The 16478-nt window shown below is 68.7% G+C and carries 17 protein-coding genes and 1 tRNA gene; 11 read left to right on the top strand and 7 right to left on the bottom strand.

What is annotated here, in order from left to right; translation table 11 throughout:
* Positions 1-60 precede the first annotated feature (60 nt).
* From GVV77_RS06280 to dhaM, 5 genes are all read left to right on the top strand, one after another.
* Entirely contained in the window at positions 61-570 is a 510-nt protein-coding gene (locus GVV77_RS06280) for an amino-acid N-acetyltransferase (protein ID WP_159617305.1), read from the top strand.
* Positions 571-700: 130 nt separating this feature from the next.
* The gene (locus GVV77_RS06275) at positions 701-883 is read left to right on the top strand and encodes a CsbD family protein (protein WP_159617304.1); all 183 of its coding nucleotides are present in this window, start codon (positions 701-703) and stop codon (positions 881-883) included.
* A gap of 219 nt (positions 884-1102) precedes the next feature.
* The gene (gene dhaK, locus GVV77_RS06270) at positions 1103-2104 is read left to right on the top strand and encodes a dihydroxyacetone kinase subunit DhaK (protein WP_159617303.1); all 1002 of its coding nucleotides are present in this window, start codon (positions 1103-1105) and stop codon (positions 2102-2104) included.
* A 2-nt stretch (positions 2105-2106) separates the two neighbouring features.
* On the top strand, positions 2107-2748 hold the full coding sequence (dhaL, locus tag GVV77_RS06265) for a dihydroxyacetone kinase subunit DhaL (protein ID WP_159617302.1): 642 nt from the start codon (positions 2107-2109) through the stop codon (positions 2746-2748).
* Complete coding sequence (gene dhaM / locus GVV77_RS06260) at positions 2745-3494, top strand: dihydroxyacetone kinase phosphoryl donor subunit DhaM (protein ID WP_159617301.1); 750 nt, start codon at positions 2745-2747, stop codon at positions 3492-3494. The genes dhaL and dhaM overlap by 4 nt, the downstream gene beginning before the upstream one ends.
* A 67-nt stretch (positions 3495-3561) precedes the next feature.
* Here the strand turns inward: dhaM and GVV77_RS06255 are convergent, their stop codons facing one another.
* Positions 3562-4509 (bottom strand): HhH-GPD family protein, encoded by a 948-nt coding sequence (locus GVV77_RS06255; RefSeq protein ID WP_159617300.1) that lies wholly within the window; start codon positions 4507-4509, stop codon positions 3562-3564.
* Between the two features lie 174 nt (positions 4510-4683).
* Here GVV77_RS06255 and GVV77_RS06250 point away from each other — a divergent pair, with 174 nt between their 5' ends.
* Entirely contained in the window at positions 4684-5229 is a 546-nt protein-coding gene (locus GVV77_RS06250; RefSeq protein WP_246199671.1) for a hypothetical protein, read from the top strand.
* 30 nt (positions 5230-5259) lie between these two features.
* Here the strand turns inward: GVV77_RS06250 and disA are convergent, their stop codons facing one another.
* The 3 genes from disA to GVV77_RS06235 form a co-directional block, all read right to left on the bottom strand.
* Entirely contained in the window at positions 5260-6336 is a 1077-nt protein-coding gene (gene disA, locus GVV77_RS06245; protein WP_159617298.1) for a DNA integrity scanning diadenylate cyclase DisA, read from the bottom strand.
* 238 nt (positions 6337-6574) lie between these two features.
* A complete protein-coding gene (gene radA / locus GVV77_RS06240) occupies positions 6575-7957 on the bottom strand; it encodes a DNA repair protein RadA (protein WP_159617297.1) in 1383 nt (460 codons plus the stop codon).
* Between the two features lie 51 nt (positions 7958-8008).
* Positions 8009-9133 carry an FUSC family protein gene (locus GVV77_RS06235; RefSeq protein ID WP_159617296.1) on the bottom strand — a complete coding sequence of 375 codons (1125 nt, stop codon included), beginning with the start codon at positions 9131-9133 and terminating at the stop codon, positions 8009-8011.
* 174 nt (positions 9134-9307) lie between these two features.
* Between GVV77_RS06235 and pstS the strand changes: the two genes are divergently transcribed.
* The 4 genes from pstS (at position 9308) to pstB (ending at position 13445) form a co-directional block, all read left to right on the top strand.
* Positions 9308-10423 carry a phosphate ABC transporter substrate-binding protein PstS gene (pstS, locus tag GVV77_RS06230; RefSeq protein WP_159617295.1) on the top strand — a complete coding sequence of 372 codons (1116 nt, stop codon included), beginning with the start codon at positions 9308-9310 and terminating at the stop codon, positions 10421-10423.
* Positions 10424-10600: 177 nt separating this feature from the next.
* Positions 10601-11533 (top strand): phosphate ABC transporter permease subunit PstC, encoded by a 933-nt coding sequence (gene pstC, locus GVV77_RS06225; RefSeq protein ID WP_159617294.1) that lies wholly within the window; start codon positions 10601-10603, stop codon positions 11531-11533.
* Entirely contained in the window at positions 11533-12636 is a 1104-nt protein-coding gene (gene pstA, locus GVV77_RS06220; protein ID WP_159617293.1) for a phosphate ABC transporter permease PstA, read from the top strand. The genes pstC and pstA overlap by 1 nt, the downstream gene beginning before the upstream one ends.
* A 29-nt stretch (positions 12637-12665) precedes the next feature.
* Positions 12666-13445 (top strand): phosphate ABC transporter ATP-binding protein PstB, encoded by a 780-nt coding sequence (gene pstB / locus GVV77_RS06215; RefSeq protein WP_120165820.1) that lies wholly within the window; start codon positions 12666-12668, stop codon positions 13443-13445.
* Between the two features lie 102 nt (positions 13446-13547).
* Here the strand turns inward: pstB and GVV77_RS06210 are convergent, their stop codons facing one another.
* From GVV77_RS06210 to GVV77_RS06200, 3 genes are all read right to left on the bottom strand, one after another.
* Positions 13548-14558 (bottom strand): inorganic phosphate transporter, encoded by a 1011-nt coding sequence (locus GVV77_RS06210; protein ID WP_159617292.1) that lies wholly within the window; start codon positions 14556-14558, stop codon positions 13548-13550.
* Positions 14559-15176 carry a DUF47 domain-containing protein gene (locus GVV77_RS06205; RefSeq protein ID WP_120165818.1) on the bottom strand — a complete coding sequence of 206 codons (618 nt, stop codon included), beginning with the start codon at positions 15174-15176 and terminating at the stop codon, positions 14559-14561.
* Between the two features lie 210 nt (positions 15177-15386).
* On the bottom strand, positions 15387-16034 hold the full coding sequence (locus GVV77_RS06200) for a hypothetical protein (RefSeq protein WP_159617291.1): 648 nt from the start codon (positions 16032-16034) through the stop codon (positions 15387-15389).
* Positions 16035-16252: 218 nt separating this feature from the next.
* On the opposite strand from GVV77_RS06200, the gene GVV77_RS06195 reads away from it, so the two are divergent.
* Positions 16253-16325, top strand: a tRNA-Lys gene (locus tag GVV77_RS06195).
* Positions 16326-16478 lie beyond the last annotated feature (153 nt).

Here is a 16478-nt window from a genome sequence, read left to right as displayed (position 1 = left end):
GCATGCCGGCGCCGGCCGCAGCAGTCTCCGGTGTGCCTGCCGCTTTGTAGACTGGTGCGGGTGAGCCCGTCCTTCCGCATCCGTCCCGCCCGCACCTCCGACGTCGCCGCCATCCGCGCCCTGGTGGCGCCGCTGGCCGACGAGCGGGTCCTGGTGGCCAAGGAGACAGTGGCCTACTACGAGGGTCTCCAGGAGTTCCGTATCGCGGAAGACCCCGACGGCACGGTGGTGGGCTGCGGGGCGCTCCACGTGATGTGGGAGGACCTCGCCGAGGTGCGCACCCTCGCCACCGCCGAATCGGTGAAGGGCCGCGGCGTGGGAACGGCCCTGGTGGAGCGGCTCCTCGCCGATGCCACTGACCTCGGGGTTCGGCGGGTCTTCTGCCTCACCTTCGAGGTCGAGTTTTTCCGCAAGCGCGGCTTTGAGGTAATGAAGGACCAGTCGCCGGTGGACCCGGAGGTGTATTCGCAGCTCCTGCGCTCCCATGACGAAGGCGTGGCGGAGTTCCTCGACCTGGCCCGGGTGAAGCCGAATACCCTGGGAAACACGCGCATGATCCGCATGCTCTAGGCGGTTCCCGCCGGCTGGAGGTGGTCAGGGCGGCTCCACCCCGATATAGTAAGAGTGCTTAGCATCGCTCGCGGTGCGGTTGGGTTTCCCGAAACCGGGGCCCGAATGCCGAGAGAAAAGGAGTCTAATCATGGGACTGGATGACAAGGTCGGAAACAAGGGCGAAGGCCTCGGTGGCAAGATCAAGGAAGGTCTCGGTAAGGCGACGGGCGACCAGAGCCTCGAGGCCGAAGGCCACAAGGACCAGACCAAGGCAAGCCTGAAGGATGCCGGCGAAAACATTAAGGACGCCTTCAAGAAGGGCGACCGCTAAAGAACTGCACGGCCCGGATCGCAGCATCCGGCCCAGCCAAGGGAGAGCGCCCAGCAAAGGGGCCTCTCCCGCGGTTGTTTAACCGCATCTCACGGCAGGGATGGAGAAAAACCGCTATAGGAATGGGCCCTGCCACCGGGTATCGTTCATCGTGGCCGGTGCGGTCCACAGGGGGCAGCCGGGCCGAAACCTCGCCCAGCCGAGAAGGAGCGTACCTTCGTGAAAAAGCTCATCAATGACCCCAAGGCCGTCGTCAACGAGTCCGTGGAGGGCTTCGGCCTCGCCCACGCCGATCTGGTCACCGTCCATACCGATCCCCTCTTCGTCGTGCGCAAGGACGCGCCCGTCCAAGGCAAGGTGGGCCTGGTCTCGGGCGGAGGCAGCGGCCACGAGCCCCTCCACGCCGGGTACGTGGGGCGCGGGATGCTCGACGCCGCAGTGCCCGGGGCGGTGTTCACCTCGCCGACGCCCGACCAGATCCTCCCCGCGACTACAGCCGTGAACGGTGGGGCCGGCGTACTCCACATCGTCAAGAACTACACCGGCGACGTCCTGAACTTCGAGACGGCCGCCGAACTCGCAGCAGCCGAAGGCGTTGAGGTCCGCTCCGTGCTCGTCAATGACGACGTCGCGGTCGAGGACTCCCTCTACACCGCCGGGCGCCGCGGGGTCGGCGGGACGGTCTTCGTCGAGCGCATCGCCGGAGCCGCGGCCGAACGCGGAGATGACCTCGAGGCCGTCACCGCGGTGGCGCAGCGCGTGATCGACAATGTGCGCTCCATGGGCGCGGCGCTCGCACCGAGCACCGTACCCCACGCCGGGGTTCCCAGCTTCGACCTCGCCGAGGATGAGATCGAGATCGGCATCGGAATCCACGGCGAACCCGGCCGGCACCGCATCGCCATGGAGAACGCCGACGGCATCACCACGCGCCTGCTCGAGCCGATCACGGCCGACCTCCACCTCGGCTCGGGGGACCGGGTCCTGCTGATGGTCAACGGCATGGGCGGAAGCCCCGCCAGTGAGCTCTACATCGTCTACCGCAAGGCCGTCGCCCTCCTGAAGGAGCGCGGGGTCACCGTGGAGCGGTCCCTCGTGGGCAACTACATCACCGCCCTCGAGATGGAAGGCGCCTCGCTGACGGTGCTGAAGCTCGATGACGAGATGATCACCCTGTGGGACTCCCCGGTGTCCACCGCCGCCCTGCGGTGGGGGGTCTAGGCGTGGCGCTCGACGCCGGATGGGCTCAGGAGTGGCTGCGCGCCGCCGCGCGCGCTGTCGCCGAAAACCGGACGCAGCTGATGGAGCTCGACCGCGCGATCGGTGACGCCGACCACGGCGAGAACATGGATCGGGGCTTCGCCGCGGTCGTCGCCAAGCTCGACGCCGGCCCGCTGCCGGCTACCCCGGCCGAGGTGCTCAAGGCCGCGGCGATGACCCTGATGTCAACGGTCGGCGGAGCATCCGGGCCGTTGTACGGTACGGCACTGCTGCGCGCAGCGACCTCCCTCGGCGACGCCGCGGAGGCACAGCCCGACGCCGTGGTGGCCATGCTTTCGGCCGCCCGGGACGGAATCGTGGCCCGCGGCAAGGCCGAAAGCGGGGACAAGACGATGATCGACGCGTGGACCCCGGCGGTGGAGGCGGCGGCGACGGCGGCCTCCGCCGGTGCCGGGGCGGGCGCGGTCCTCGCCGCGGCCGCCAACGCTGCGCAGGCCGGTGCCGTGGCCACCGATCCGCTGGTGGCACGCAAGGGCCGGGCCAGCTACCTCGGGGAGCGCAGCGCGGGCCACCGCGACCCCGGGGCTGTGTCGACGGCCCTGATCCTCGCCGCCGCTGCCGAGGCCGCCGGGGAGCCCGGATGAGCGTTGGGCTGGTCATCGTCTCCCACAGCGCGAAGATCGCGGAGGGGGTGTGCGAGCTCGCCGCCCAGATGGCCGCGGACGTCCGCCTGGTCCCGGCCGGGGGAACCGACGCCGACGGCGGTGCGGCACGGATCGGGACAAGCTTCGAAAAGGTGGCGGACGCCATCACGAAAGCCGGGCAGGGGGACGGGGTGGTCATCCTCACCGACCTCGGTTCGGCCGTGATGACCGCCGAAATGGCGCTCGAGTTCCTCGACGAGGACGAGCGCGCCACGGTGCGCCTCGCCAGTGCAGCCCTCGTCGAGGGGGCGGTTGCAGCAGCGGTGCAGGCGCAGGCGGGCGGCTCGATCGAGGAAGTCCTGCGCGCGGCCGAGGAGGCCGTTGTCTCCATCCGGCCCGAGGCCCTCGAACCCTTCGTGAGCCGGTCGGCCGCCGCACCTGGAACCGCCAAGGCCCCGGCTCCGCAGGGGCCGTCGGCCAGCGGATCCTGGGTCCTCCCCAACGACATGGGCCTCCACGCCCGTCCTGCCGCGGTCCTTGCCCGGGGCCTGGCCGACCTCGATGCGGAGGTCACCGTCAACGGCATCGACGGCAAGTCGGTGATGCTCCTGATGAGCCTTGGGCTGGGCAAGGGCAAGACGGTGAGCGCCCAGGCGGTGGGACCGGACGCCGAGGCGGCCATCGAACTGATCGGAGCGGCCGTGGAGGGCGGGTTCGGCGAAATGAACCAGGACGGGCAGGGCTAGGACGCACGGGATCGGGACAGGCTGCGTCAGGGCCGGCTGCGTCGGGAGCGGCCGGCGCCGGGAGTTCCTACGTGGGCAGCTGGATTCCGGCTGCTGTCTCCTCGGCCAGGCCGTCGTCGAGCAGGCCCGCAAGGGCACGCCCGCGCTGTTCCTCGGGTGCCCCCAGCCCGTGCAGCCGGGAGAGCGCGGCGGACAGGCGGCCCTCCCCGCCCAGCCCGAGGTCGACGGGCCCGCTCAGCAGCACGTCGCGAACCACCGGGCCCTCGGCCTCGCGCAGCACCGCCAGGACCGCCCCGCGGACCTGGCGGTCGGTTCCCGCCCAAGCCTGGCCTTTCGGAACATACTCGGCGGCAGGGCGGCCAGCTTCAAGCCAGGCACAGGCGGTCCGGACCGGGCACTGCTCACACGCCGGGCTCCGCGCAGTGCACACGAGCGCCCCGAGTTCCATCACCGCGGCGTTCCAGCGCACCGACTCGGTGGGCTCCGCCGGGAGCAGGTCGGCGGCGAGGCGCATTTCCGCTGCCGTCAGGGAGCGCGCGGGCAGGGCGTTGCCGGTGACGGCGCGGGCGTGCACGCGGCGGATATTGGTGTCCACGACAGTTTCGCGCTGCCCGAACGCGAAGGCCGCCACCGCGGCGGCTGTATAGCTTCCCACTCCGGGCAGGGCCAGCAGTTCCCCGTACGTTCCCGGGACGGCCCCGCCGTGGCGGTCGACCATAGCCGCGGCCGCCGCGTGCAGGCGCAGGGCGCGCCGCGGGTATCCGAGCCGTCCCCAGTGCCGCACCGCCTCACCGGGGGCCGCGGCTGCGAGGTCCGCGGCGGAGGGCCAGCGGCTCATCCACTCGTTCCAGACGGGCAGGACCCGCACCACGGGCGTCTGCTGCAGCATCACCTCGCTGACAAGCACACCCCACGCGGAACGGTCCGGGCTGCGCCAGGGAAGGTCCCGGGCGGCTGAATCAAACCACTCAATGACGGACCGGTGCAGGGCTGGGAGGTCCCGCCGAGAAAACATTCGAACTCCTGAGAACAATTCTTCCTACTCTACTGACCGGCGTGGTGCCTCCGGCAATCCGCACCGAATCCCTAGCCTTGGACCATGGAATCAGCAGGCAGTCAGCGCCTTTCCGGAAGCTCCGGGTACCCGCCGCGCCGACCAAGCCCGGCCGTTTACCGCAGACGGCGGCTGGTGGCCGCAATTCTGGCACTGCTCGTGATCGCTGGGCTGGCGGTCGGGGCGAAGTTCGTCGCCGACGCCCTCGCCGGGAACACCCCGGCGGCGGAGGCCGATTCCGCCCCGGCAGCCCAGGAGACGGCCTCCGCGCCACCGCCCAAACCCGCGCCCGCGGCGAAGTGCGACGAGAAGTCGGTGTCCGTCGAGGCGGTCACCGACGCGAAGACGTACGGGCGGGAGCAGAAACCCGCCTTCACCCTGGTGGTCCGCAATGACGGCGACGCACCGTGCAAGGTCAATGTCGGCACCTCACAGATGGAGTTCCAGGTCACGAGCGCCTCGGACCGGATCTTCTCATCCGTCGACTGCCAGGACGGCTCGGAGGACCTGATGAAGGACGTCGTCCCCGGTGCTGAGGAAAAGGCGTCCTTCACCTGGGACCGGATCCGCAGCATGCCCGGATGCGAGGCCGTCGAGGCGGCGCCCGGCCCCGGCACCTATACTCTGACCACTAAACTCGGAAGCCGGACCAGCCCTCCGGCCACCTTCGTCCTCGAGTAGCCCGACCGCGGCTGGCTACTCGCCGGCCGGCTACATGAACCGGTCGAGCAGCGACGTCTCGGCGATCCGGGAAAGGCCCTCGCGCACGGTGCGGGCCCGCTGTTCACCGATGCCGTCGACGGCCATTAGGTCCTCGATATTGGCGGCCATCAGGTTCTGGAGGCCGTCGAAGTGCTCGACGAGCCGGGTCGCTACGGCGGGCGGCACAGCCTTGATGCCCGAGAGCAGCCGGTATCCCTTGGGCTGGACGACGGCGTCGAGGGAATCGGTCGAGGGGTTGAACCCGAGGACGCTGGCGATTGTTCCGAGGTCGATCAGGTCGGTGGAACTGAAATTCTGGAGGGTGCCCACCCGCTCCTCGGGGGACGTGCCGTTGCTGCTGGGATCCATGTAGTCGCGCAGGACCATTTCACTGCCCGGCCCGAGGCCCGTGGTGAGTTCCTCCACCTGCAGCGACAGCAGGCGTCCATCCACCCCTAGTTCAAGGACATACTGGGAGATCTCTTCCGAGATCCGCCTGACCATCTCCTGGCGCTGCAGGGTGATGGCGACGTCCCGCACTGTGACCATTGCCTCGATCTCCAGGGCCGACAGGGAGTTGGTGACCTGGTCGAGGCGGGCACGGTACCGCTCGAGGGTTGCCAGGGCCTGGTTGGCGCGGGCGAGCACCGGCTCCGACCCTTCGAGGACGTGCCTCAGCCCGTTCACATACAGGGCAATGATCTGCATCGACTGGCTGACGGAAATCACCGGGACGCCGGTCTGGATCGCCACCCGCTCGGCGGTCCGGTGGCGGGTGCCCGACTCCTGGGTCGGAATGTTGCTGTCCGGGACGAGCTGGACGGCGGCCCTCAGGATATTGCTTGCATCCCGGTCGCAGACGATGGCCCCGTCCATCTTCGCGAGCTCGCGCAGGCGGGTCGGGGAGAAGTCGATGCCGATGTCGAAGCCGCCGGAGCAGATGGAGTCGATGGTCCGGTCGAAGCCCAGGACGATCAGCGCACCGGTCCGGCCGCGGAGGATCCGTTCGAGTCCGTCGCGCAGCTGCGTTCCGGGTGCGACCCGGGCCAGGGTGGCCTTGAGGGCGTCCTCGGGGCTACGGGGCATCGTGCCATCCTTTCAGCGTCCGCGCGCCGTTGGGGACCGCGTGGTGGGGTGGCCCGGGAAGTGGCGCCGGGCCGAGGCGGACACGGACATTCCACGCAGCCGATCACAATACTAGTGGGCGCGCCCGGATTTTCCGGTGTCGGTGTCTGCCTGCGGCCGGTTCCCGCCGCCCCCGGCGCACCTCCGGGGACCCGGGGCGCGGCGGAAGAATCCGGAGAAGCGGCGCGGCCGGACCGGTCTAGAAGATCAGTGCCAGTGCCTCGGTGAGGGTTGAGACCTCACGCACGGTGAAGCCCTTGGGGACCGGCCCGGGCCCGTTGGGGGAGGCCGGGACCACGGCGTGAGTGAAGCCGAGCCGTTCGGCCTCGTGGATCCGCCGCGAGATTCCCGGCACCGGCCGCACCTCGCCGGCCAGCCCGACCTCCCCGAAGGCGATCAGCCGGGCCGGCAGCGGCTGGTTGGTCTTGGCCGACGCCACGGCCAGCGCGACGGCGAGATCGGTGGCCGGCTCGGAGAGTTTCACCCCTCCGACCGTCGCCACATAGCTGTCGTCCTTGGACAGGCTGAGTGAGGCGCGCTGCTGAAGCACGGCCAACAGCATGGCCACCCGTGCACTGTCAAGACCGCTGGTGGCCCGCCGCGGCTGCGCATTCGCCGACTCGGCCAGCAGCGCCTGGACCTCGGCGAGCAGCGGTCGCCGCCCCTCGAGGGTGACGGTGATGCAGGTTCCCGAAACCGGGTCCTTGGTCCGCGAGACGAAAAGGCCGCTCGGGTCGGCGAGCCCCTCGATACCCGCGTCCGTCAGGTCGAAGCAGCCGACCTCGTCGGTTGGGCCGTACCGGTTCTTCACCGCCCGCAGCAGCCTCAGGCGCGAGTGCCGCTCACCCTCGAACTGGCACACAACGTCCACGAGGTGTTCGAGGAGGCGCGGCCCAGCGATCGAGCCGTCCTTGGTGACATGGCCCACCAGCAGAGTGGTCATATTCGTCGACTTGGCGGCATTGATCAGGGATGCGGCCACCTCACGCACCTGCGTCACGCCTCCGGCGGAACCGTCGACGGCCGCGCTGCTGAGGGTCTGCACCGAGTCGACGATCAGCAGAGCCGGGCGGATCTTCTCGACCTGGCCCAGCGCCTGGCCCAGGTCGGTCTCGGCGCTGAGGTAGAGGGTATCGGCGACGGCCGCAATCCGCTCGGCGCGCAGCTTCACCTGTGCAGCTGACTCCTCGCCGGTGACATAGAGGACATCCCGTCCCAGCCGGGCCACCCGGGCCGCGACGTCAAGCAGCAGGGTGGACTTGCCCACTCCGGGTTCACCGGCCAGCAGGATGACGGCCCCGGGAACAAGCCCGCCGCCGAGCACCCGATCCAGCTCGTCGATGCGCGTGGCCTGGAAGGCGGCGGTTGTGGCGTCGACGTCGGCGATGCGCTTGGCCACCTGGGTGACCACCGCCGCCGCCGTCGTGCGCGCCACCGGCTGGCCGGTCTCCTCGACCGTGCCCCAGGCCTGGCACTCACCGCACCGGCCGACCCACTTCGCCGTCGTCCAGCCGCACTCGGCACACCGGTAGGTGGGGGTCGTGCCGCGTCCGGAGCGCGCGGCTGCAGTCTTTGTTGCCATCCCCTCAGCCTAGCGGCGCCCCCGGACATTCGAGCCGGCACCACCTCCGCGTCAGAGCCGGGGGAGGTACCCCGCCGCCTCGTCGTGGGACAGCCCTGACGCCTGCAGGAGGTCTACGACCAGGGGGCGGAACAACAGGATCAGCCCCTCACCCTCGAGCCGCGACACGTTCAGCCTGGCCGGGTGGAGCTGGGTGGCGACCGCCGCGAGGTCGTTGCGGGCGGAGCGGAGGTTCAACCGCCGCTCGGCCGGGTGGGAGCCGGCAAGGCCCCGGGCGAGCACGGTGACGGCATCGGCAGTGTCCTCAAGGGCCTGGCTCAGGGAGGCGATGGCCTCATCGCTCAGCGCGGCGTGGTTGATCACGGAGGTCAGCCGCCGCGAAAAGACGCGGCTGTTGCGCACCGCGAGGTCGATCGCCTCGATGGAACGCTCAAGGGAGCCCAGTTCGCCGCGGTGCCGGCGCTGGGCCGGGGAGATCAGGGCGACCTCCTGGGCTGCCCGCAGGCTCTTCATCAGCGCGTCCAAGGGTGGCTGGGTGTTCCGGGCGCGCACCAGGGCATGCCAGGCCAGGGTCGAGTCGCTGCGGGAGAGGGCGTCCGCATTCTCGCGAAGCACCGCGGCCAGCTCCTCCAGGAGGTCCTGCACCTCGGACTTCGGCGCACGGCGCGGATCCCGCGGCACCAGCATCGTGATGATCAGCGCAAACAGCCCGCCGACGACGGCGTCGGCGCTGCGGGTGAACGGCCCTCCCTCGGGTGCGGGCAGGAGGACGACGAGCAGCGACTGCAGGCCCAGCTGCGTGGTGAAGATGGTGCCGCTGTCGAGGAACCGCGCCAGCAGGATCGAGACGAACAGGACGATGGCCGCCTGCCAGATTCCGGTCCCCAGCAGCGCGAGGAGCACATCGCCCAGGGCGATGCCCAGGGTGCATCCGAGCCCCACCTCGAGCACCCGGCGCAGGCGGGGATCGCTTGAAAACCCGAGGGCGATCATCGAGGAGGTCGCGGCGAACAGGGGGCCGTCGTGGCCGAGCACCTGCTCCGCGAAGGCGTAGGCGCCCACGGCGCAGACCGTAATCTGCAGGGCCATCAGGACCGAGTTGGAGCTGCGCTTGAATCCGACGCGACTCCGGTTGCCCAGGAAGGCTGCGGCAGCGGAAATTCCTCGGCGGGGCATGGGTTCAGTTTCGCATAGGAGGCCAATGTCCCCGCCTTGTTCACCTTCCGTTCATCTTTTGGGGCCAGTCTCGTTAACTGACCTGCCTACGGTGAGGGATGTACAAGGACGCGTACACCCCTCCCGGGTGTCTCCTGCGCACTGACGTTCAAACCCTGGAAGGGGCAATATCAAGTGAAGGTTCTTCGCTTCGGCCGCGCAGCGGCGGTTATTTCCGTAGCCGCACTGGCTCTGACCGCGTGTGGCTCTGACAATGCCACGGACGCCCCCGCAGGTGAGGCCGGCCCCGCCGAGTCCACCGCCGCCGTGTCGGGCACCCTGACCGGTGCCGGCTCGTCCGCCCAGAACGCCGCCATGACGGCCTGGCAGTCAGGTTTCCAGTCCGCCCAGAGCGGCGCCACGGTTCAGTACTCGCCCGACGGCTCCGGCGCCGGCCGCGATGCCTTCCTGGCGGAGGGCGTCCAGTTCGCCGGGTCGGACGCCGCCCTCGACGACGAAGAGTACGAGGCCTCGAAGGAGATCTGCGGTCCCGACGGCGCGATCAACATCCCCGCCTACGTCTCCCCGATCGCCGTGGCCTTCAACCTGCCCGGCATTGAGTCGCTGAACCTCGACGCCGACACCATCGCCTCGATCTTCCGCGGCGAGATCGAAACCTGGGACGACGAGGCGATCGCGTCGCAGAACGAGGGCGTCGAGCTCCCCAGCACTGCGGTCACCGTCGTGCACCGCAGCGACGAGTCCGGCACCACCGAGAACTTCACCGAGTACCTCGCCCAGGCGGCTCCCGAAGTATGGACCGATGAAGCCTCCGGCGAGTGGCCGTCGGCCATCGTCGCCGAGAACGCCCAGGGCACCAACGGCGTCGTCTCCACGGCCTCCTCCACCGAAGGCGCGGTCACCTACACCGACGCCTCCGCGGTTGGGGATCTCGGACAGGTCCATGTGTTGGTCGGTGAGGAGTACGTCGAACTGAGCTCCGAGGCCGCCGCGCTCGCCGTTGAGGCAGCGACGCCGGTTGAAGGCCGCTCCGAGGTCGACATGTCCCTCGAACTGGAGCGTGACACCGAGGCCTCCGGCGCCTACCCCGTCGTCCTGGTGTCCTACCACATCTACTGCTCCACCTATGAGGACCAGGAGACGGTGGACCTGGTCAAGGCCTTCGCCTCGTACGCGGTCAGCGAGCAGGGCCAGGAGGATGCCTCCGGATCGGCCGGGAACGCGCCGATCTCCGAGACCCTCCGCGAACAGGCGCAGACGGCGATCGATTCGATCACCGTTGCCTCCTAGGCCCCTTTCCGAATGCCCCGTCCGGTCGCCTCGCGGCCGGGCGGGGCACTCCGCTGTTCACGGGCAGGTCGGCTGGGGCGGCCGGTTTGTATTGGCCGGAGGAACGATGAACACTATCCAAGGCACTAGACGAGACATCGAGTGCACTCCAGCAAAACAGTTCCGAAGGGTTTAGCAGTGTCCACCACTACGTTGACCGAGACCCGCGGCGCGGGCCAGTCCGGAGACAAGATTTTCTCCGGCGCCACCCTCGCCGCCGGCTGTCTCATCCTCGCCGTCCTCTTCAGCGTGGCGGTGTTCCTGCTGGTGCAGGCGCTCCCCGTGGCCAGCGCCGACCCCGCCGAAATCACCGGAGGGGCGGGGTTCTTCACCTACATCTTCCCCATCGTCATCGGGACAATTGTGGCCGCCGCCATCGCGCTGCTGATCGCCACCCCGCTGGGGATCGGCGTCGCGCTGTTCATCTCCCACTACGCCCCCCGGCGCCTCGCGCAGGGCTTCGGCTACGTCATCGACCTGCTCGCCGCGATCCCCTCAGTGGTGTACGGCGCGTGGGGCTACGCGGTGCTCGCCCCGGAGCTGGCCAAGGGCTACGCGTGGCTTGCGGAGAACCTCGGCTGGATTCCCATCTTCGGGGGCCCCGCCAGCCAGACCGGACGCACAATGCTCACCGCCGGAATCGTCCTGGCCGTCATGGTGCTGCCCATCATCACCTCCCTGAGCCGGGAGATCTTCCTCCAGACCCCCAACCTCCACGAAGAGGCGGCGCTGGCCATGGGAGCCACCCGCTGGGAGATGATCCGGATGGCGGTTCTTCCCTTCGCCCGCCCCGGCATCATCAGCGCCGCGATGCTTGGCCTCGGCCGTGCCCTCGGTGAAACCATGGCCGTCGCCCTCGTCCTTTCGGGCGGAGCGCTCAGTGCAAGCCTCATCGCCTCGGGCAACCAGACCATTGCCGCCGAGATCGCACTCAACTTCCCCGAGGCCTTCGGGCTGAGGCTCAGCGAACTCATCGCCGCCGGCCTCGTGTTGTTCGTCATTACCCTGGCCGTCAACATGGTGGCCCGCTGGATCATCACCCGCCACAAAGAATTCTCGGGGGCCAACTAATGACAAGCGCAACCCTGGCCCGCCGGCAGTCCTCCCTCACCAAGGGGAAGCTGCCCTCCTACGCCGTATGGCTCGTCCTCGGCGCAGCCCTGGTCTTCGGGGCGGCCGCAGCCTCCCTCGTGGGCTTCAGTGCCGTGTCCTGGGGCCTCTTCTCCGCCCTGTTCTTCCTCCTGGGCGCGACCGCGGTGACCGCGGTCGTCGAAGGCGGACGCAAGGCGACCGACTCGCTGGCCACCTACCTGGTGTACGGGGCCTTCATCGTCGCACTCCTGCCGCTGCTGTCGGTGCTGTGGACCGTGCTCGAGCGCGGCCTGCCCGGAATCTCCTACGACTTCCTGTTCACCTCGCTCAACGGGGTGACCGGCGCCGTTGACAACGCCTCGGTCGCCGACGGCACACCCGTGCTCGGCGGTGCCTACCACGCGGTGGTCGGCACCCTGCAGATCACCCTGTGGGCGACGGCGATCTCGGTGCCCATCGGGCTGCTCGCCGCGGTGTACCTCGTCGAGTACGGTACGGGCGGTCCGCTCACCCGGGCCATCACCTTTTTCGTCGACGTGATGACCGGCATCCCCTCGATCGTCGCGGGCCTGTTCGCCGCGGCCCTGTTCGGGCTGCTGTTCGGCCCCGGAACCCGCACGGGCTTCGTGGCGGCCGTCGCGCTCTCGGTGCTGATGATCCCCGTGGTGGTGCGCTCCACCGAGGAAATGCTCAAGATCGTTCCGAACGAACTGCGCGAGGCGGCCTACGCCCTGGGCGTGCGGAAGTGGCGCACCATCACGAAGGTCGTCATCCCCACCGCCATCTCCGGTATCGCCTCCGGCGTAACCCTCGCCATCGCGCGCGTGATCGGCGAAACGGCGCCTATCCTTGTGACGGCGGGATTCGCCAGCGCAATCAACTGGAACGTCTTCAGCGGCTGGATGAGCACTCTGCCCACCCTGATCTACTACCAGATCCTCACGCCGACCTCCCCCACGAACACCGACCCCAGCACGCAGCGCGCCTGGGCGGCAGCGCTCCTGCTGATCCTGATGGTGATGCTGCTGAACCTCGCTGCCCGCCTGATCGCCCGTATGTTCGCCCCCAAGACAAGCCGCTGAGCTTTCGCGGCAAAACGAATAAGGAAAACATGTCCAAGCGAATCGACGTCAAGGACCTCAATGTCTACTACAGCAAGTTCCTTGCTGTGGAGGGCGTCAACATCGAAATCAAGCCCCGCTCGGTCACCGCCTTCATTGGCCCCTCCGGCTGCGGCAAGTCGACCTTCCTGCGCACCCTGAACCGCATGCACGAGGTCATCCCCGGCGCACGGGTCGAGGGCGAGGTGCTCCTCGACGGAGACAACCTGTACGACCAGAATGTTGACCCGGTGACCGTCCGGAGCCAGATCGGCATGGTGTTCCAGCGGCCCAACCCGTTCCCCACCATGTCCATCCGGGACAACGTGCTGGCCGGGGTGAAACTCAACAACAAGCGGATCAGCAAGTCCGACGCCGATAACCTGGTCGAGAAGTCCCTGAGCGGTGCGAATCTCTGGAACGAGGTCAAGGACCGACTGGACCGCCCGGGCTCGGGCCTCTCCGGCGGCCAGCAGCAGCGCCTGTGCATCGCCCGGGCGATCGCCGTCTCGCCCGAGGTGATCCTGATGGACGAGCCGTGCTCGGCGCTCGACCCCATCTCGACCCTCGCCATCGAGGACCTGATCAACGAGCTCAAGAACGACTACACGGTCGTGATCGTCACCCACAACATGCAGCAGGCCGCCCGCGTGTCCGACAAGACCGCGTTCTTCAACATCGCCGGCACCGGCAAGCCAGGCAAGCTCATCGAATACGGCGAGACCGCGACGATCTTCAGCAAGCCTTCCGTCAAGGCCACCGAGGACTACGTCTCTGGCCGCTTCGGATAGGCCCGGCCCGCCCCTCGGCCCCGCCGACCGCCCGGAAACCACCGGACGGCGGCGGGGCCGGTGCGGTTAATCAGTGAATGAGCGCTAGGGGCGGGCCGGCGCCTAGAGCAGCGGGCTCAGGGCCAGGAAGAAGATGGCGCCCAGCAGGCCGGCGACGGCGGCCGTGGCAATCCAGACGATGAGGATCCGCACCAGTTCGGTTCCACGCACGGAGGCGAACCGCTGGTTCGCCCCGGCCCCGACGATCGCCGAGGTCATCGTATGGGTGCTCGAGAGCGGTACCTGCAGGGAGATGGCGCCGATGAACAGCATGGCCGTGCTCACGCCCTGGGCGCTCATGCCGCGCAGCGGATCGATCCTCACCAGTCGGTTGGCCAGCGTGTGGGTGATGCGCCAGCCACCGAAGGCCGAGCCGCAGGCCAGCAGCGCCGCGGCGAACAACTGGACCCACAACGGCATCTGCGCGCCGCTTGAGGCTCCGGCGGCGACAAGGGCCAGCAGAATGACGGCCATGGTGCGCTGCCCGTCCTGGAGCCCGTGGCCCAGCGCGAAGGCGCCCGCGAGGACCGACTGGGCCATCCGGTTCCCCCGGTTGACCCGGCGGGGCGAGTTATACCGCAGCGCCCAGGTCGCGGCGAACACCAGGGCGTACGCCAGGAGATAGGCCACCACGGGGGAGAGCAGCAGCGGCAGGACGATCTGGAAGAAAAAGACCCGCTCCGAACCCGTTACGGTCGCCCCGTTCATCAGCTGCGACGCGCCGCCGGCTCCGATGATTCCGCCGATCAGCGCATGGGTCGACGACGACGGCTTGCCCCGGTACCAGGTGAAAACGCCCCAGCAGCCGGCTCCGAGCAGTCCCGCCAGCAGGATCCCCAGGCCCGTGGTGCCCGGCGGCAGGCGCAGCCCTGCGTCGGTGAGGAACAGCGCCAGCGACGTGCTCAGCAGTGCGCCAACGAGGCTGAACGCCGCCGCCAGCAGCACCGCGATCGTTGGGGTCAGGGCACGGGTGCGCACCGCCGTCGCGACCGAGTTCGACACATCATGGAAGCCGTTGAGGAACGCAAAGCCGCCGGCGCATCCGATGACGGCCGTCAGCAGGAAGAGCTCCACCTAGGATTCCTTGACCAGGATGCTGCCCACATGGGTGGCGACCTTGCGGATGTCCTTCGTCACCTCGACGAGCTGATTGGCGATGTCGCGGTGACGGGCGTACGCCAGCGGCTTGTGCTCCCCGAGCAGTTCGGCGCACCAGCTGCGGTGGGTGCGTTCGGCCCGGCGGGCAAGGCGCAGGATCTCGATCCAGTACTCCTCGAGTTCGTCCATCGAGTCGAGGCGCTGCATAGCGGTGGCGGTCAGTTCCGCCTGCCGGTTGATGACCTCGAGCTGTTCGGCCGCGCGCTGGCTGAGCCGGCTGAGCTTGTACAGAGCGATCAGCTCCGCGGCGCCGTCGAGCTTCTCGATCGCTTCGTTGAGCAGGCGCGAAAGGGTGTAGAGATCCTCGCGGGGGAGCGGGTTCACGAACGAGGTCCGCATCGAGGTCAGCAGGGCGAAATGCAGGTCGGTCGAGACCGCTTCGTGCTGGTGCATCTCCTCGGCCAGGCGGTCGTACTCCTCGGTTGTAGCACCGAGCACCGCCGACATGGTGCCCACCCCGAGTACGAGCTGCCGAGCCATGCGGGAAAGCAGTTCGAGGCCTGCGTTCTCCTGAGGGAAGAGGCGTAACTTCACTGATGCTTCCCTGTCTCAGGCACGGCGGCAGAACTAACGAATGGGGGGCCCACTGCGTTTGGGCGCGGTAATGGCGTCGAACCGGGAGCGCCTCTCGGCGGAAGGCCGCTCGAAGCGGCTGAGTGTTGAAGCCCGGGGGTTCCACGGTCCGACGCCGGTTTCAGTCTTCTACTCCGGTGCGCCGGTGTCAACATCGTGACCTGCGCCCGCCTAGTCAAGCTCCCCCCGCCGCCAGGCGGCCGCCGCGTGTTCAAGGTCCTCGGCGGTCTTGATCAGCCGGTGCGAGTTCTTCGTCAGTTTCGATGCGTGGGTCTCGTTCGAATGGTGGGCTTGCTCCGCATGGTTTACCTGCCCCAGCGCGACCACCCGGCAGAAGGCGGCGAAGCGTTCGAGGGCGACGTCGAAATCCCCTTCGAAGGCACCGGAGAGGATTTTGTCGGCCATATCGGTCATTTCGGTGGCACCCGGGGGTTCGGCGACGCCGGCGACAACTTTCGAAACCTGGGCCACCTCCTTGCCGGAGGTGAAGTAGGAGGCGATGCGCTCCGGGTCCTTCTGCGTCGCGGCGCGCAGGGCGTAGAGGCGCCACAGGGCCCCGGGCAGTGACCGCGCCGGGCTTTCCGCCCACATCTCCGCGACGGCCTCAAGGCCCTGTTTGTCGGCGAGTTCGACCAGCCGGCGGGTCACTTCGGGATCGTCGGATTCCCGGCCGTGGTGCACCAGCGCATGCGCCGCCATGTGCGCGGCCTCGGAGACCCTGGACGGGTCGATCCCGCCGGCGAAGATCTCGAAATCGACCGGGGCGAAAGGCTTCGGTTTGTGCGGCCGTGGGCTCTTGTTGTTGTAGTCGCCGTCCATGACATGAGGATACTCCTGCTGCGGGAGGCCGTTCGAAGCCGAAGACCAAGCGTTTTGGAAGGATGGACACCGCGGTGGCGTGGGTGAAGGTGGTGCGGGTGAAGGTAGTGCGGTTGAAGAGGGAAGGCCCGCGGCGAGGGTCCGGGTGCAACGCCCCGGGGGTGTTTGGGATAAAGTTAAAAAGTCGCCCGGGCTGGAGAAACCGGTTCGGAGGCGGCGGGCCTTTAGCTCAGCTGGTAGAGCATCGGACTTTTAATCCGTGGGTCGTGGGTTCGAGCCCCACAGGGCCCACTCCCCCGGGAGTGCTGACAACCCCGCCCGGCACCGCGCCGGGCGGGGTTTTCCGCGTCCGGCGCCGGTCCGGATCCGGGGGGGGGGGGGGGGGGGGATTTAAAACAGCGCGGGTGTGGTGTGCAAATGAGTGGTAAACCCCACCCGGCCCGG

This window comes from Arthrobacter zhaoguopingii (assembly GCF_009828605.1).
GTDB lineage: Bacteria > Actinomycetota > Actinomycetes > Actinomycetales > Micrococcaceae > Arthrobacter_D > Arthrobacter_D zhaoguopingii.
The sequence above is the reverse complement of the archived record's forward strand: the minus strand, read 5'-3'. Positions and strand labels throughout refer to the sequence as shown.